The sequence below is a fragment of the Caballeronia humi genome (assembly GCF_001544475.1).
GTDB lineage: Bacteria > Pseudomonadota > Gammaproteobacteria > Burkholderiales > Burkholderiaceae > Caballeronia > Caballeronia humi.
In genome coordinates this window covers 79964-96426 of sequence record NZ_FCNW02000006.1, presented here as the reverse complement: position 1 = coordinate 96426, position 16463 = coordinate 79964, and the positions used below count along the sequence as shown (strand labels likewise).

At 61.2% G+C, this 16463-nt stretch carries 17 protein-coding genes; 8 read left to right on the top strand and 9 right to left on the bottom strand.

Annotation, left to right across the window (positions count from 1 at the left end):
- Window positions 1–13: 13 nt before the first annotated feature.
- A complete protein-coding gene (gene dnaN, locus AWB65_RS09250) occupies window positions 14–1117 on the bottom strand; it encodes a DNA polymerase III subunit beta (protein ID WP_087666882.1) in 1104 nt (367 codons plus the stop codon).
- A gap of 258 nt (window positions 1118–1375) precedes the next feature.
- On the bottom strand, window positions 1376–2941 hold the full coding sequence (dnaA, locus tag AWB65_RS09245) for a chromosomal replication initiator protein DnaA (protein WP_087666881.1): 1566 nt from the start codon (window positions 2939–2941) through the stop codon (window positions 1376–1378).
- A gap of 395 nt (window positions 2942–3336) precedes the next feature.
- On the opposite strand from dnaA, the gene rpmH reads away from it, so the two are divergent.
- From rpmH to yidC, 4 genes are read left to right on the top strand one after another with little or no spacing between them, the layout of a single operon-like run.
- On the top strand, window positions 3337–3471 hold the full coding sequence (gene rpmH, locus AWB65_RS09240) for a 50S ribosomal protein L34 (RefSeq protein ID WP_006998755.1): 135 nt from the start codon (window positions 3337–3339) through the stop codon (window positions 3469–3471).
- Window positions 3472–3525: 54 nt separating this feature from the next.
- Complete coding sequence (rnpA, locus tag AWB65_RS09235; RefSeq protein ID WP_087666880.1) at window positions 3526–4032, top strand: ribonuclease P protein component; 507 nt, start codon at window positions 3526–3528, stop codon at window positions 4030–4032.
- Window positions 4033–4091: 59 nt separating this feature from the next.
- A complete protein-coding gene (gene yidD / locus AWB65_RS09230; RefSeq protein ID WP_087666879.1) occupies window positions 4092–4388 on the top strand; it encodes a membrane protein insertion efficiency factor YidD in 297 nt (98 codons plus the stop codon).
- Between the two features lie 29 nt (window positions 4389–4417).
- On the top strand, window positions 4418–6091 hold the full coding sequence (yidC, locus tag AWB65_RS09225) for a membrane protein insertase YidC (RefSeq protein WP_087666878.1): 1674 nt from the start codon (window positions 4418–4420) through the stop codon (window positions 6089–6091).
- Window positions 6092–6127: 36 nt separating this feature from the next.
- Here the strand turns inward: yidC and AWB65_RS35515 are convergent, their stop codons facing one another.
- Window positions 6128–6610, bottom strand: coding sequence for a hypothetical protein (locus AWB65_RS35515; RefSeq protein WP_125474100.1), 483 nt, complete (start codon window positions 6608–6610; stop codon window positions 6128–6130).
- A gap of 190 nt (window positions 6611–6800) precedes the next feature.
- The gene (locus tag AWB65_RS09215; protein ID WP_087657689.1) at window positions 6801–7217 is read right to left on the bottom strand and encodes a transcriptional regulator; all 417 of its coding nucleotides are present in this window, start codon (window positions 7215–7217) and stop codon (window positions 6801–6803) included.
- Window positions 7218–7527: 310 nt separating this feature from the next.
- Here AWB65_RS09215 and mnmE point away from each other — a divergent pair, with 310 nt between their 5' ends.
- The gene (mnmE, locus tag AWB65_RS09210; protein ID WP_087666876.1) at window positions 7528–8919 is read left to right on the top strand and encodes a tRNA uridine-5-carboxymethylaminomethyl(34) synthesis GTPase MnmE; all 1392 of its coding nucleotides are present in this window, start codon (window positions 7528–7530) and stop codon (window positions 8917–8919) included.
- Between the two features lie 21 nt (window positions 8920–8940).
- On the opposite strand, the gene AWB65_RS09205 is transcribed toward mnmE, so the two are convergent.
- Window positions 8941–9411: an SgcJ/EcaC family oxidoreductase gene (locus AWB65_RS09205; protein ID WP_087666875.1), complete on the bottom strand. Its 471-nt coding sequence runs from the start codon at window positions 9409–9411 to the stop codon at window positions 8941–8943.
- Window positions 9408–10037: a LysE family translocator gene (locus AWB65_RS09200; RefSeq protein WP_087666874.1), complete on the bottom strand. Its 630-nt coding sequence runs from the start codon at window positions 10035–10037 to the stop codon at window positions 9408–9410. Before AWB65_RS09200 ends, AWB65_RS09205 begins: the two co-directional genes overlap by 4 nt.
- A 394-nt stretch (window positions 10038–10431) precedes the next feature.
- Here AWB65_RS09200 and sap1 point away from each other — a divergent pair, with 394 nt between their 5' ends.
- The gene (gene sap1 / locus AWB65_RS36885; RefSeq protein WP_087666873.1) at window positions 10432–10773 is read left to right on the top strand and encodes a surface attachment protein Sap1; all 342 of its coding nucleotides are present in this window, start codon (window positions 10432–10434) and stop codon (window positions 10771–10773) included.
- Between the two features lie 82 nt (window positions 10774–10855).
- Here sap1 and AWB65_RS09190 read toward each other — a convergent pair whose 3' ends face one another.
- Both AWB65_RS09190 and AWB65_RS09185 read right to left on the bottom strand, forming a co-directional pair.
- Window positions 10856–12583, bottom strand: coding sequence for an IlvD/Edd family dehydratase (locus AWB65_RS09190; RefSeq protein WP_087666872.1), 1728 nt, complete (start codon window positions 12581–12583; stop codon window positions 10856–10858).
- A 98-nt stretch (window positions 12584–12681) separates the two neighbouring features.
- Entirely contained in the window at window positions 12682–14136 is a 1455-nt protein-coding gene (locus tag AWB65_RS09185; protein ID WP_087666871.1) for an aldehyde dehydrogenase family protein, read from the bottom strand.
- 142 nt (window positions 14137–14278) lie between these two features.
- Between AWB65_RS09185 and AWB65_RS09180 the strand changes: the two genes are divergently transcribed.
- Window positions 14279–15253 carry a LysR family transcriptional regulator gene (locus tag AWB65_RS09180; protein ID WP_087666870.1) on the top strand — a complete coding sequence of 325 codons (975 nt, stop codon included), beginning with the start codon at window positions 14279–14281 and terminating at the stop codon, window positions 15251–15253.
- Between the two features lie 45 nt (window positions 15254–15298).
- On the top strand, window positions 15299–15850 hold the full coding sequence (locus AWB65_RS09175) for a YaeQ family protein (RefSeq protein ID WP_087666869.1): 552 nt from the start codon (window positions 15299–15301) through the stop codon (window positions 15848–15850).
- A gap of 11 nt (window positions 15851–15861) precedes the next feature.
- Here the strand turns inward: AWB65_RS09175 and AWB65_RS09170 are convergent, their stop codons facing one another.
- Window positions 15862–16269, bottom strand: a complete 408-nt coding sequence (locus tag AWB65_RS09170) for a VOC family protein (RefSeq protein ID WP_087666868.1) — start codon at window positions 16267–16269, stop codon at window positions 15862–15864.
- Window positions 16270–16463 lie beyond the last annotated feature (194 nt).

The window sequence follows — 16463 nt, the reverse complement described above, 5'->3', positions numbered from 1 at the left end:
GGTATGGAACGCGTCAGATGCGCATCGGCATCACCACGTACTTGAATTCCTCGTTCTCGGGAATCGTGATCAGCGCGCTGGAATTAGCGTCGCCGAGGCTGACTTGAAGGTTGTCGATCTTCAGGTTCGCGAGCACGTCGAGCAGATACGTGACGTTGAACCCGATATCGACGCTGTCGCCCTGATAGGCGATTTCCAGTTCTTCCTGTGCTTCTTCCTGGTCGGCATTGGTCGACATGATCTTCAGCTGACCCGGTTCGACGAGGCAGCGCACGCCCTTGAACTTGTCGGACGTGAGAATCGCCGCGCGTTGCAGCGAGCGCTGCAGTTCCTCGCGACCGATCAGGAACGTGTTCTTGTGCGACTTCGGAATCACGCGCTGGAAGTCGGGGAACTTGCCTTCCACGAGCTTCGACACCAGTTCGACCTGGCCGAAGGTGAACTTCACCTGCGTCGGGGCGATGTCGATTTTCAGGTTGTCGTCGATGTCTTCCAGCAGGCGCTGCAATTCCAGGATCGTCTTGCGCGGAATGATCACTTCCTGGCGAGGAAACGCGCCCTCGATCTTCATCGACGAGAACGCGAGACGGTGGCCGTCCGTTGCGACCGCCATCAGCTGATCGCCGTCGACGACGAGCAGCATGCCGTTCAGGTAGTAACGGATGTCCTGCTGCGCCATCGCGAAATGGACCATGCCGAGCAATTGCCGGAAGGTCTTTTGCGGCACCGACAGGCTCGCGCCGAAGTCGGTAGACTGGTTGACGGTCGGGAATTCGTCGGCGGCGAGCGTTTGCAGCGCGAAGCGGCTCTTGCCGGAACGCACGGTGAGACGCTTGTCGGAGAGATCGAGCGCGACTTCGCCCGGCGGCATGGCGCGCAGGATGTCGAGCAGCTTGCGCGCGGCAACGGTGGTGGCGACCTGATCGCTGCCTACGCCGAAATCGGCATGCGTGGTGATCTGAAGCTCGAGATCGGTCGAGAGGAACGACACGTCGGCGCCATTCTTGGTAATCAGCAAATTGGCGAGGATCGGCAACGTATGACGGCGTTCGACGATACCGCTGACGGTTTGCAGCGGCCTTAGAAGATTATCTCGTTCGGTCTTGACCAGTTGCATAGAGTTCCTTCGTTGATGTGACGGCCTGCCCGACGGTCGTGCCACCGTTTTTGCCTTCGGACAGCCTCGTAACACGCGTTGCCGGCCCCCCGCCGGATTCGCGCGAAAGCATTGCGCCAGAATGCCGCCCAAGGCCCGCGGGCGGTCAAACCCGTATTGTGCCTGAAAACGAAACCGCTTCCTGAAAATGGGGGCATTTTCGTCAATAAACAGAGGCCTGACGGCGCGTTTTCGAGGCGCGTTTTCTTTATTCGGCCATCAGCCCTTGAGCGTCTGTTCGAGGACGTGCAACTCGTGGTTCAACTGCGCATCCGTGCCACGTTCGGCGGAAATCTTGCGCACCGCGTGCAGCACGGTCGTGTGGTCGCGTCCGCCGAAGAGTTCGCCGATTTCCGGCAGGCTTTTCTGCGTGAGCTCCTTCGCCAGGTACATCGCGATCTGCCGCGGCCGCGCGATATTCGCCGGACGCTTCTTCGAATACATGTCGGCAACCTTGATGTTGTAGAAGTCGGCGACCGTTTTCTGGATGTTTTCCACCGAAATCTGGCGGTTCTGCACCGTCAGCAGGTCTTTCAGCGCTTCTTTCGTCAGCTCGATCGAAATCTCGCGGCCGTGGAATTTCGAATACGCAAGGATCTTGCGCAGCGCGCCTTCGAGTTCTCGCACGTTCGAGCGAAGATGCTTCGCGACGAAAAAAGCGACATCTTCCGAGAGACTCACGCCTTCCGACTGCGCCTTGCGCATCAGGATCGCGACGCGCATTTCCAGTTCGGGCGGCTCGATCGCGACCGTGAGACCGGAGTCGAAGCGCGAGATCAGACGGTCGTCGATACCCGAGATTTCCTTTGGATACGTGTCGCTCGTGATGATCACCTGCGCCTTGTTCGCGACCAGCGCCTCGAACGCGTAGAAGAACTCTTCCTGCGTGCGCGACTTGCCGGAGAAGAACTGGATATCGTCGATCAGCAGCAGGTCGAGCGAGTGGTAGTAGCGCTTGAAGTCGTCGAACGCTTTGCGCTGGTACGCCTTCACCACGTCCGACACGTACTGCTCCGCGTGGATGTAGCGGATGCGCGCGCCGGCCTTGTCCATCAGCAACTGATTGCCGATCGCATGGATCAAATGCGTCTTGCCCAGCCCGACGCCGCCGTACAGAAAGAGCGGGTTGTACGAGATGCCGGGGTTGTCGGCGACCTGGATCGCCGCCGCGCGCGCGAGCTGGTTCGCCTTGCCGGTCACGAAGTTGTCGAACGTGAGGACGGGGTTGAGCTTCGAGCGCTCGTAGGCGGAATCGTTTTCACCCGAGGCCGCCGCATTGCCCCCCGGACGCCACGTCCGGCGCGCGACGGCGGCTTCGTTGGCGTCGAGGCTCGGGAGATCGAGGTCGGCGTGATCGTCGTGCGTGGCTTGCGCGTGCTGCGCGGCCTCGGCGGCGAGCGCGTTGATGTGCGCGCTCGCGTTCGCGTGGTTCATCGGCGCGCCGTTCGGCATGCCCGGGCGCGGTTGCTGCGCTTGTTGCTGGGCCGCGCGCGGCATCGAAGACGCCGACGATGCACCCAACGCATTGCGCGCGGTCGCTTTAGGATCGAGGACGAACTGGACGTCGACGGGCGCGTGCCAGAATTCGCGCGCCAGGTCGGCGATGCGGCCTGAAAACTGGCTCTTCACCCAGTCGAGCTTGAAGCGGTTGGGCGCGGCGATGCGCAAGGTGCTCGCATCGGCATCGAAGTCGACCGGGGCCAACGGTTTGATCCACGTGACGTACTGCTGCGGCGTGAGTTCGCGCTCCAGCAATGCGGAACAGTGTTGCCAGAAATCGTTCATCGGGTGCAGTCGTTATGGTTGCGCCGCAGCCTGACACCGTCCCTGTCACAATTTCGCAACAAGGTCCGGCACGGCCAAGCAGTTATGCTCCGGAGGCTTACGCCGCAAGGGTTTGCGGGCGGAATGCGGGCCGAAGCAGCGGGCAGATTCTTGGGATTAAGGCGAGATTCTAACGCCAAACCCGGACGGCGCGCGAGTTATCCACAGGGTCAAATCAACGCGATGATGGCCCGTAAAATGCTCGCGCGAACCCCTGGCACGCCTTGTAAGCTATTGACGGTCAAGAGGAAAAAGGTTTAAATAGCGGGTTCCGCGAAGACCGAATTCCTGAACCTCCGGCCATTGCGCTTTCTGCGGATGCCCGCGCGGTCGATTAACACCCAAGTGAGAGCACCATGAAACGTACTTACCAACCTTCCGTGACGCGCCGCAAGCGCACCCATGGCTTCCGCGTCCGTATGAAGACGGCTGGCGGCCGCAAAGTGATCAACGCACGTCGCGCGAAGGGCCGCAAGCGCCTGGCAGTTTAAGGCCGCTTGTTGACGGCACGCTCAGGCACACGCCCGCATGCGTGCGAACCCGATATGCGCAGCATCGAAGGCTCCTCACAGGACACCATTCAGTTGCGAGCGCAGGCCGCGTTCCCCAAGGCCGCAAGGCTACTGAAAACGGATGAATACTCATCCGTTTTTCGTTTGCGCCCCTGGCGACGCTCCCCGCACTTCGTCCTGTACGGCAAGCCGACCGGCAACGACGCGCGTCTCGGACTCGTCATCGGCAAGAAGCAGGCGCCGCGCGCAGTCACGCGTAATCTGATCAAGCGGCTCGCACGCGAGGCGTTCCGGTTGCGTCGCGCGGAGCTCGGCGGGTGGGATATCCTGCTCAGGCTGCACGCAAAGATCGACCGCAAGGCGATGCCGAGCGCGAAATCGCCGCCGCTCAGAACGCTGTGCCGCGACGAAATCGATATGCTGCTCGACCGGGCGGTGCGCGAAGCGGCGCGCCGCGTGGCGGCAGAGGTGGCACCGGCGGAAGCGGCAAGCGCTGCTCCGCCGAACGCAGACGATTCACCCAGGCCCTCCGGGCCATGATGCGCATGCGGTATCCGGTTCGTCCCTGTGGACCGGATCGAGACCAGGGCGCAAAGCTTATGCAAACGGCACTGATCGCTTTGTTGCGCTTTTACAAGCTTGCTGTGAGCCCCCTGCTCGGCAACCGCTGCCGCTTTTTCCCTTCCTGTTCCGACTACGCGCGCGAAGCAATCCAGTATCATGGCGCCGCGCACGGCACGTATCTCGCAGCGAAACGTCTGTGCCGCTGTCATCCGTTTTCGGCTGGCGGCATCGACCTGGTCCCGCCGTCGCCTGCTTCACGACACGATTCCGAGCCGGTCTCCCGGCCTGCTCACGAATCCGTTCCAGAAGAATTCACTACCAAACGGCGTTAAAGCGCCTTTCGATCGACACTGAGACACGCATGGATATCAAACGTACCGTCCTATGGGTCATCTTCTTCATGTCGGCTGTCATGTTGTTCGACAACTGGCAACGTGACCACGGGCGCCCGTCGATGTTCTTCCCGAACGCCGTCCCGACCAAGACGGCCGGCACTGCCGCCCCGGGAAGTTCGACGCCGGGCACGCAACCCGCCGATTTGCCCGCCGCCACCAGCGGCGCCACGGCGGCCGTCGCGCCCGGCACGGCAACGCCGCCAGCCACTGCGGCCGCGCAACTGGTCAAGTTCTCGACGGACGTCTACGCCGGCGAAATCGATACGCGCGGCGGCACGCTGTCGAAGCTCTCGCTCGTGAAGGAAGGCGACGGCAAGCAGCCCGACCTGTACATCACGCTGTTCGATCACACTCCGACGCACACGTATCTCGCGCGCACGGGCCTGCTCGGCGGCGATTTCCCGAACCACAACGACGTGTTCACGCCGGTTCCCGGCCAGACATCGCTTTCGGGCGATGCCAAGACGCTGTCGATCGCGTTCGAGTCGCCGGTGAAGGGCGGCGTGAAGGTCGTGAAGACCTACACGTTCACGCGCGGCAGCTACGTGATCAACGTCGATACGAAGATCGAGAACGTCGGCTCGGCGCCGGTCACGCCGAAGCTCTATATGGAACTCGTGCGCGACAACACGCCGGTGGAAACGCCGCGCTTCTCGCACACGTTCATCGGGCCGGCTGTCTACACCGATCAGAAACACTTCCAGAAGATCGATTTCAGCGATATCGACAAGAACAAGGCGACCTTCGAGCCGTCCGCCGACAACGGCTGGATCGCGATGGTGCAGCATTACTTCGCGTCGGCGTGGATTCCGCAGCAGGGCGCGAAGCGCGATATCTATGTACAGAAGATCGATCCGCTGCTGTATCGCGTCGGCGTGCAGCAGCCGGTGCAAACGATCGCGCCCGGACAGAGCGTCGACGTCAAGGCACGTCTTTTTGCCGGTCCCGAGGAAGAGCGCATGCTCGAAGGCGTCGCGCCGGGGCTCGAGCTCGTGAAGGACTACGGCATGGTGACGATCATCGCCAAGCCGCTTTTCTGGCTGCTCGAGAAGATTCATAGCTATGTCGGCAATTGGGGCTGGTCGATTGTTTTGCTGACGCTGTTGATCAAAGCGGTATTTTTCCCGCTGTCGGCGGCGAGCTATAAATCGATGGCGCGCATGAAGGCAATCACGCCGCGCATGCAGCAATTGCGCGAACGCTTCAAGAGCGATCCGCAAAAAATGAATGCGGCGTTGATGGAGCTTTATAAAACCGAGAAGGTGAATCCGTTTGGCGGGTGTCTGCCGGTCGTGGTTCAGATTCCAGTGTTTATTTCGCTTTATTGGGTGCTGCTGTCGTCGGTGGAAATGCGCGGCGCGCCGTGGATCGGCTGGATTCATGACTTGTCGCAGCAAGATCCGTATTTTATTCTGCCAGTGCTGATGGCTGTATCGATGTTCCTGCAGACGAAACTGAATCCGACGCCGCCGGATCCGGTTCAGGCGAAGATGATGATGTTCATGCCGCTCGCGTTCTCGGTCATGTTCTTCTTCTTCCCGTCAGGGCTCGTGCTGTATTACGTGGTGAATAACGTTCTGTCGATTGCGCAGCAGTATTACATCACCAGGATGATGGGGGCCAAAAAGAAGGCTGCTTGATAGGCGCTTCTTTGATGCTCTGACAAACGCCTGGATTTATTCCGGGCGTTTTTTGTTTACCAGGCCATCGATCAATTTATTGATTTCACGCACGATGCCCTTGATCGGCTCCTTCTCTTCTACAGGGAGCATTTCAAGCGAGGGATCGATTCGCAGCGATGTTGGTAGCTCGATGTAATTAAGCTCCGGTTGCCTGGCCTCCGTATGCGGCGATGCTGTTTTTCCCGGCTTCACCCCATGCTCCAGAAAATACCAGCGCTCGTGAAGCAACCACGCCAAATGCGCGCGATATGGCTCCGAAGGAAGATGATTTCCTTTGAGCCAATTACCTGCGGTTCGCTGTGAGAGTGGATCGCCTTTAAAGCCCTCATTGAAACAAATTATAAAATGCGCTGGCGACTCCAGATTCAGGCTCGATTTGCGCGCTTGAGCACGCGTGGCATTTATGCTCGGTGCGCGCGCTCTGATCGCGTCGATCAAGCGGCGTTTAAATCCGGGATATTTGTTTTCTGAAGTCATGCTGCGAATTCTGGATCGAAAGGCCGAGCGAATGAGGAAGCAGCGTTGGTCAAACTACTTCACCCATTTCTACTGAATCTCGAAAAAGTGCCGGAAGTACATGACTCGCGACCGAGCGCTAGAAGCGCTATCTCGTTTAAGAGAAAATTGTCCTAATCACTATCTAAGCGATTGCCGCAGAAACGACAAATCACCGCTTTCCGGTCCCATAAAACTGTTCGATCAACTGCTCGACAAGATACCGATGATGTGGCGATAACGCCTCGATCTTCGAAGCGAGTTCGATCATTTCCTCCGAAGCCGGATATTGCTCATCCCTGGCAAGCGGCTTCGGCACGGCCTGCGGATTGCCGCTCGGCGGCGGCCCGTAGTGCAACCAATGCTGATCGACCTTGAACCATTCGGCCAGGGTCTGCAATTTATCGACGGTTGGAATCGAACGCGCGGTGAGCCACTTGTGCGTCGTCTGTGGCGACACGGGCTCGCCGTGATAGCGAAGATTGAAGTGCAACGCGAGATCAGTCGCGCCCCGCATCTTCTCGGGAGCGCGGGTCATGGAGAATTTCAGGCGATCCGAGAAATCGGCCTTTTCTTGAACGGTTGGCATGGTCGCGATTGTGCGAGGCAAACGTTGACGGCTAGTCAACCATCTACGATAGATTTGGCGGCGGCCGTGTTTAATTTATCGCGCATAAGAAATTTATTAGACAATTGATGGATTTAGGCCATGTACTCCGGACGCCGCACGCATTGTTGCGCTAGCCGTCTGATTGCCTCTCAATGGATCTGAATCGGCAACTTATAGCCTATCTCAAATAAGATAAACCAAGAATAGTCCCGAATCATCTGCCGTCCGAGCCCCCAAATGCCCCGCGCTACAATGCGGGCACCTCGAACCCATCCCGAAAAGCCGCTCCATGTCGAACCACGATACCGATCCGATCGTCGCCATTGCCACTGCACCGGGGCGCGGCGGGATCGGCGTAGTGCGGCTGTCGTTCGGGCGGGCGGGCGAGGCGGCGGCCGCCCACGCGATGCACGCGCTTTGCGGTCAGCTCCTCAAGCCGCGCCACGCGAGCTATGTCCCCTTTATCGCAGCAAACGGCGACGCGCTCGATCGCGGCATCGCGCTCCATTTCCCGGCGCCGTACTCGTACACCGGTGAGTACGTGCTCGAACTGCAGGGCCACGGCGGGCCGATCGTCCTGCAGCTCGTGTTGCAGCGGGCGATCGAAATCGGCCGCGAATTCGGCTTGCGGCTCGCCGAGCCTGGCGAATTCACGCGCCGCGCGTTTCTCAACGACAAGCTCGATCTCGCGCAAGCCGAGGCCGTCGCCGATTTGATCGAGGCGAGCACGGAAGCGGCCGCGCGCTCGGCGGGCCGCTCGCTCGACGGCGCGTTTTCGCGCGAAATCCACGCGCTCGTCGAGGACGTGATCACGCTCCGGATGCTGGTCGAGGCGACGCTCGATTTTCCCGAGGAGGAGATCGACTTCCTTGAAGCGGCCGATGCCCGCGGCAAGCTCGCGCGCATCCGCGAACGCCTCGCGATGGTGCTCGCCGACGCGCGACAGGGCGCGCTGTTGCGCGAGGGGCTGTCGGTGGTGCTGGCGGGACAGCCGAACGTCGGGAAGTCGTCGTTGCTGAATGCGCTCGCGGGGGCGGAACTCGCGATCGTCACGCCGATCGCCGGCACAACCCGCGACAAGGTGACTCAGACGATTCAGATCGAAGGCATTCCGCTGCACGTGATCGATACCGCGGGCTTGCGCGAGACGGAGGACGAGGTCGAGCGGATCGGCATCGAGCGGACGTGGGGCGAGATCGAGCGCGCGGATGTCGTGCTGCATCTGCTCGACGCGCGCGTCGGCGTGACGCCCGAGGATGTGTCGATCGCGGCGCGCTTTCCGGCGGGCGTGCCGGTCGTGCGCGTGTCGAACAAAGCGGATTTGGCGGGCGTCGAGGCGTCGGTGACGCAGGCTGATGCTGGCGGCGCGCGCGAGGTGCGGCTGTCCGCGAAGACGGGGGATGGGATCGCGCTGTTGCGCGATGAATTGCTGAAAATCGCTGGGTGGCAGGCGGGTGCGGAGAGCGTGTACCTGGCGCGCGAAAGGCATCTGATCGCGTTGCGAATGGCGGCGGAACATCTCGCCGCCGCCGCCGATCACGCGGAGCAGAACTCGCAGGCGCTCGATCTTTTCGCCGAAGAACTGCGGCTCGCACAGGACTCGCTGAATTCGATCACCGGTGAATTCACGTCGGATGATCTGCTGGGGGTGATTTTCAGCCGGTTTTGTATTGGAAAGTGAAAAGCGCGCCGTTGATCGCCCTCACGCCGCCACCGGCCTCCCCACCCTCCTCAACTCCGCCGTCAACCTCTCCCCCTCCTCCGCACGCCCATGCAACGCCGCGGGGGTGTTCTGAAACATCTCGATCCGATACACCCCATCGCACAGCGAAACCACCATCGTCTGCACGGCATTGAGTTCCGGATTCAAATCCTCCGCCCCGCGCGGCCACATCCCCGCGACGCCGCGTAGCAGCAGCACCTGCCCGCCCGCCATTCGCCGCACCTCGCGTACCTTCGCCACAAAAAGCGGCGTCGGATGCTGCTCGAAAATCGGCGCGAGATGCGCTTCGATCGCCGTTCTTCCGTCGATGGCGCTTCCATCGAAGCCCACCATGCTGCCGCGCTCCGCGAAACGCGAGGCCATCGCGCGCGCGTCCTGCCGGTTCCAGTCGTCGAGCAGCGCGAAATACACGTTTCGCGCCGCCGAGGTCCAATCGTCGAGTCCGTTCATGTCGCCTTCTTCCATGCCGCCGCAAAAATACCCGCGCCCATCAAGAGCGCGCCGCCGGTGCGGTTGACGGCCCGCTGCACCGACGTCCTCCGGATCGCCCGCCTCGCTCCCGAAGCCAGCAGCGCATAAGCCAGCGAATTGGCCGCCGCGATGCCGACGAACGTCGCCTCGAAAATCGCAATCTGCGAGACGCTCGCCACATGCGGATCGATGAACTGCGGCACGAAGGCGACAAAGAAGATCATGCTCTTCGGATTGAGCGTCGTCACGGCGTACGCGTGCGCAAGAATCCGGCTGGTGCGCAGCTCGGCCGGCGGCTTCATCTCACCAGCATCGATCACGACCGGCGCGCGCCACAGCCTGACGCCCAGATACACGAGATACGCCGCGCCCGCCCACTTGAGCACCGTGAACAACTCCGCCGATGCCGCGAGCAGCACGCCCAGGCCCAGCATCGACGCGGTCATCGCGGTGAGGTCGCCGAGCGCCACGCCGACAGTCGTCGCGAGGGCATATTTGCGGCCGTGGCCGAGCGCATAGGACACGACGAGCAACACGGTCGGTCCGGGAATCGCGACGAGGATCGCGGAAGCAATCGCGAAGGGCAGCCATTGAGCGAGGGTCATCGTTGTCTCCAAGGTTTATCAGCCGATTTGTCCACGAAGACGCGACGCGTGCAAGCCCTTGGCATGTTTTCTGACGCTCGTCTGCGCGGAGCGGAACATCCACGCGGCACGTCTGCTGTATTAGAAATGCGCCATTTCGGTCGTTTTCAAACAAGCTTGGTTGCGTCGCGTCATTTTCTCTGTACAGCGTTCATAAATTCCAAAAGCTTATAGATAAAGCCCGTCCTTTTTCTCGCAAACTATTTAAAAGAGGCCTGCGACAATCTGTCGTGTTGCGAGCGCACACAAGATGTGCTTGTAACTTGCAATATCTGGTCTAGGATAAACGCTGCGGATTAGCCCTATTAAACATATAGCTAATTTCCCGAGACAAAATCCGCTTGGAGGCAAATAAATGAAGAAGCGCGCCAGTGCTGTTATTGCGATGGTCGGTTTGTTCGCCGCGATTTCGGCGGCTCACGCGGATAGCGTGGTCCAGCCCCAGCAGACATTCAAGTTCAGACCCAATTCCTACGGCTGCCTCTCCAAGAATACGTTCGATTCCGCCGATCAGCACGCGCAAGCGGGCGAGCAGCAGAAGATGCAGCAGTTCTTCGAAGGCTTCGAGTGTATTTCGACTCCGGTCGATTCGCATTTCCGGGTATTGCGCGTAGTCGGCCACGATGTCGAATTCGTGAACGCCTCAAATAGCGACACGAAGGGCATGTGGACGACAGATCGTTTTATCGATCAATAACGCGCGTCTCAACGCCGCGTTAAAAAAAACCGATGCGGTTTTTAATCGCATCGGTTAAACGCCTTCGCTCAGAAACTCCGTTTCAATGCGAATCCCGCGGCACTGGCGCGCCGCTCGATCCCACCAGAAAATCCAGGTCCGCGCCCTGATCGGCCTGTAATACGTGTTCGACATAAAGCTTGTAATAGCCGCGCTTCGGGCTTTCCGGCTTTTGCCACAGCTTGCGCCGCCGCTCCAGCTCGTCGTCCGATACCTCGAGATGCAGCCGCCGCGCCTCCACATCGAGTTCGATCATGTCGCCGGTCTGCACGAACGCGAGCGGTCCACCCGCCGCCGCTTCCGGCGAGACGTGCAGCACGACCGCGCCGTAAGCCGTGCCGCTCATGCGGCCATCTGAAATGCGGACCATGTCGGTGATGCCCTTTTGCAGCACCTTTTTCGGCAGCGGCATGTTGCCGACTTCCGCAAAGCCCGGATAACCCTTCGGCCCCGCGCCCTTGAGCACCATCACGCAGTTTTCGTCGATATCGAGCGTTTCGTCATCGACCTTCTCGTGCAGTTCCTCGATCGTCTCGAATACGACTGCGCGTCCGCGATGCTTCAGGAGGCTCGCGGTCGCCGCCGACGGCTTGATCACCGCGCCGTTCGGCGCGAGATTGCCTCTTAACACGGCGATGCCCGCCTTTGGCTTGAACGGCGCTTCGAACGTCGTGATGACCTTTTCGTCATAGTTCGGCGCATTGCTGACGTTGTCCCAGATCGTCTTGCCGTTGACCGTCAGCGCGTCCTTATGCAGCAGCCCCTGATCGCCCATCAGCTTCAAGACCGCCGGCAACCCGCCTGCGTAGTAAAAATCCTCCATCAAAAACTCACCGGACGGCTGCAAGTTCACCAGACACGGCACGTCCGAGCCCAACTCCCAGTCGTCGAGATTCAGTTCGACGCCGATCCGCTTCGCCAGCGCGATCAGATGCAGCACCGCATTCGTCGATCCGCCGATCGCCGCATTCGTGCGGATCGCGTTCTCGAAGGCCTCGCGCGTGAGGATCTTGTCCATCGTGAGATCCTCGCGAACCATGTCGACGATGCGCCGCCCCGCCATGTGCGCGAGCACCTGACGACGCGCATCGACGGCCGGAATCGCCGCGTTGTGCGGCAGACCCATGCCGAGCGATTCGACCATCGACGCCATCGTCGAAGCCGTGCCCATCGTCATGCAGTGTCCGCGCGAGCGGTTCATGCACGATTCGGCCTCGGTGAATTCTTCCTGCGTCATCGTCCCGGCGCGCACTTCCTCCGACATCTGCCACACGCCCGTGCCCGAGCCGATGTTCTTGCCACGGAACTTGCCGTTCAGCATCGGACCGCCGGAGACCGCCAGCGCCGGCAGATTGCACGACGCGGCGCCCATCAACAGCGCGGGCGTCGTCTTGTCGCAACCGACGAGCAGGATCACGCCGTCCATCGGATTGCCGCGAATCGATTCCTCGACGTCCATCGAAGCCAGATTGCGAAACAGCATCGCAGTCGGCCGCAGGTTCGTCTCGCCGAGCGACATCACCGGAAATTCGAGCGGCAAGCCGCCCGCCTCACGCACGCCGCGCTTTACGTACTCGGCGAGTTCGCGAAAGTGCGCGTTGCACGGCGTCAATTCGGACCACGTGTTGCAGATGCCGATCACCGGCCGGCCGTCGAAATTGTCGTGCGGAATGCCCTGGTTCTTCATCCACGAACGGTGCAAAAACCCGTCGCGGTCCTGCAAACCGAACCACGCCTGACTGCGCAGCGGCTTCTTGTTCGAATCAGCCATCGTTGCTCCTCCAGTTGTCTTGTCGTCCGGCTTCAGACCATGCGCTTGCTGCGGCGGAACGGGTCGAACAGCACCGCGAGCAGCGTTGCTGCCAGGTTCTAGCCCGCTACATACGCGGTCTTGATCGTCGTGTAGAAATCGGCCGCGTACGCGCCTTGCTCGCGCGCGCCGTAGCTCGACGCCTTCGTGCCGCCGAACGGAACGTGAAAATCGACGCCCGCCGTCGACAGGTTCACCATCACCATGCCGCTCTGGCTGTGGCGCTTGAAATGGCGCGCGTACTTGAGCGACTGTGTGCAGATGCCCGCGCACAGACCGAACGGCGTGTCGTTCGCGAGATGCAGCGCGTGGGCGTAGTCGTCGGCGGGGATCACCACGGCGACCGGCCCGAAAATCTCTTCCCGCGCGATGCGCATGTCCGGCGTGCCGGTGAAAAGCGCCGGCTCCATGAAATAGCCGCGCGTCGCGCGTTCCAGCACGCGGCCGCCGTGCAGCAACTGCGCGCCTTCCTTCTCGCCGATCGCGATGTAATCGAGGTTTTGCTGCAATTGACGCTCGTCGGCGACCGGACCGATGTCGGCGCCCTTTTTCAGCGCGTGATCCACGTTCAACGCAGCGAGGCGCGCGAGCATCGCATGGACGAAACGCTCGTGGATGCCCGCTTCCACTATTAGCCGCGACGAAGCCGTGCAGCGCTGTCCGGTGGAGAAATAGGCGCCGTTGATGGCGGCATCAACGGCGGTAGCAAGATCGGCGTCGTTCAATACGACGAGCGGATTCTTGCCCCCCATCTCCAGTTGAACGCGAGCGTTGCGCGCGGCGGCAGCCTGCAAAACGGCGCTACCGGTCGCCATCGATCCGGTGAAACTCACGCCCTGCACCAGTGGATTCCCGACGATGCGCGCGCCCGCCTGCCGCCCGCTGCCGAGCACGAGGTTGAACACGCCGGCGGGCAGCCCCGCGCGACTGATGATGTCGGCGAGCGCCCACGCGCAGGCGGGCACGAGTTCGGCCGGCTTGAACACCACGCAGTTGCCGTAGGCGAGCGCGGGCGCGATCTTCCACGCGGGAATCGCGAGCGGAAAATTCCACGGCGTCACGATGCCGATCACGCCGACCGGCTCGCGCGTGACATCGATATCGATATTCGAGCGCACCGAACTGCGATGCTCGCCGGGAATGCGCAACGCCTCGCCTGCGAAAAACTTGAAGATATGCCCGGCGCGCGCCGCTTCCGCGACCGCCTCGGGCAGCGTCTTGCCTTCTTCGCGCGCCAGAAGCCGTCCAAGCTCCGTCTTGCGCGCGAGAATCTCGCTGCCGATTGCATCAAGCGCTTCGGCGCGCCGCGCAACGTTCGACTGCGACCATTCGCGAAACGCGGCGCTGGCGGCGTCGATGGCGGCGTCGGCCTGACGTGCATCGGCGCGCACGTATTCACCGACCGGCTCGTCCAGGTCCGACGGATTCTGCGACAGCCCGACGGTTGCGCTCGTCTCCCAGCCACCGTTCAGGTAGTGCTTGAAAAGCGGCGGGACGTGCGATTCGCGTTTCATCGGCGTTGAAGTGGACGAGCGATACATGAGTAAGTGCTCGCAGCGTACCCAGTCGGGCGATGACTTTCCAATCAGTTTTCAGCCCGTAGCCATATCAAAGTCGGTATGTCATCATCGGGCATCTCAAAATCGAGCCGACGTCATGCCGCAGAGTTATTCGAACTGGTTCGTGCGCGCGCGGCTGAAGACGCGCCAGTTGCTGCTGCTCGCCGCGATGGAGGAAGAAGGCAATGTGCGCCGCGCCGCCGACGTCCTCGGGATGACGCAGCCGGCGGCATCGCGGCTATTGAAGGAACTGGAGGACGTGCTCGACGTGCGCCTCTTCGACCGCACGCCGCACGGGATGCACGCGACGCTCTACGGCGAAGTGATGATCCGCCACGCGCGCATGGTGCTGTCGAACCTGAGCCAGGCGCACGACGAAATCTCGGCGTTGCGCGCGGGGCTCGCCGGACAGGTGCAGATCGGGTCGATCGCGACCGCCGCCGCGACGATGGTGCCGATTGCCCTGTCGCGCGTGAAGGCGCGCTATCCGCAACTGGAAATCTGGCTGCAGGTGGAGACCTCGGACGTGATGCTGCCGCGCGTCGCGCAGGGCGAACTCGACATCATGATCGGCCGCGTACTTGAGCGGCAGGGCCAGCTCAAGGACGCCGTGCGCTACGAGCCGCTTGCCGACGAGCCGCTGTGCGTGGTCGCGCGCCCCGGCCATCCGCTGGAGAATGCGACCGGCCTCACCCTGCGGGCGATTGTGAACGCGAGCTGGGTGCTGCATCCACCGGGGAGCGTGCTGCGGCATCGCTTTGATTTGACGTTTTCGCAAATCGGGCTCAATCCGCCGCAAAATGTCGTCAATACGAACAATTTTCTGGCAATTTCGAGCCTGCTTCTGCAGAGCGACATGCTGGCGGTCGTGCCCGAGGAAGTCGCACGCCAGTACGAGCAGTTCGGCGTGCTGAAGCGCCTTGCAATCGATTTGCCTTGCCGGATGGACGCTTTCGGTATCATCACGCGGCAAACGCAACTGCTGTCACCGGCGGCGACCGTCGTGCTCAACGCGTTGCGCGACGCGGCCATCGAGGTGTACGGCACGTCTCTTGAGCCCTCGTCCGCTTGAAACTTCTTACTCAGCCTGCCCGCAGGGGCGGCTTTTCGGTGTTGCATGGCTCTCAAATCGACGATTTACAAAGCGGAACTCCAGATTGCCGACATGGATCGGCACTACTACGGCGATCATTCGCTGACGATTGCGCGCCATCCGTCGGAAACCGACGAGCGGATGATGGTGCGCGTCGCCGCGTTCGGCATGTTCGCGAGCGAGCGGCTCGAATTCTGCAAGGGCCTGTCCGACACGGACGAGCCCGACCTGTGGCAGAAGGACCTGAGGGGGCAAATCGAGACGTGGATCGACGTCGGCCAGCCGGACGAGCGGCGCATCGCGAAGGCGAGTGGGCGCGCGGACCGCGTAATCGTGATCGCGTACGCGGGACGCACCGCTGATATCTGGTGGCAGGGCGTCAGGGCCAAGGTTGAGCGGATGCAAAACGTGACGGTGTGGTCGCTTGCAGATAGCGTCGCGGAACGGCTGGGCGCGCTGGCTGAACGCACGATGCGCCTGCAAATGACCGTGCAGGACGGCGAGGTATCGCTAGGAAGCGCGACGGTCGATCCGGTGGCGATTTCTTGGAACGTATTGAAGGCGCCGGGAAAATAAGGCGCTTGCATTCAGGCTTCGGGCGGCCCTTTCAATTCGATCATATTGCCTTCCGGATCGAAGAAATAGAGCGACGGACCAAAGCCTTCCGCGCCGTATCGACGCGCTTCTTCGCCGATTCGTGCGCCATTTTCGGTTAAATGATCGCGCAACGCGACTGGATCAAACGGTTCGACGCGCAGGCACAAGTGATCCATGTTGCGTCCCACGCCGGCCGGGCCGCTCTCCGGCCGGTCGATCTTCGCGCCAATTTGCAGCAAATCGATCAGCGCGCGGCCTGCACGTAATTGCACAAGGCCCAGGTCGCGCTGCTCTTTCTCCACTGGACATCCAAGCGCGGCACCGTAAAAGCGCACCATGTTGTCGAGATCGCCGCAGCGGATCACGATGTGATCGATTTCGCGGATGGTCAACGGCATCGTCGCTCCTTGTTTCTGTGGCAACGAAACGAGTGTACCGCGCCCCGTGGAACGGCCTGTTGCAAAAGGTACAGGCGAAAAAAAGCCCGCTCGTTGCGGAGCGGGCTGAATCCATATCAGGAGGAGACATGGAGGAGACAGTTCCAATAATACATAGCGACTTGGTGCGACGCAATAGTTTTTTTAGTGCAAAC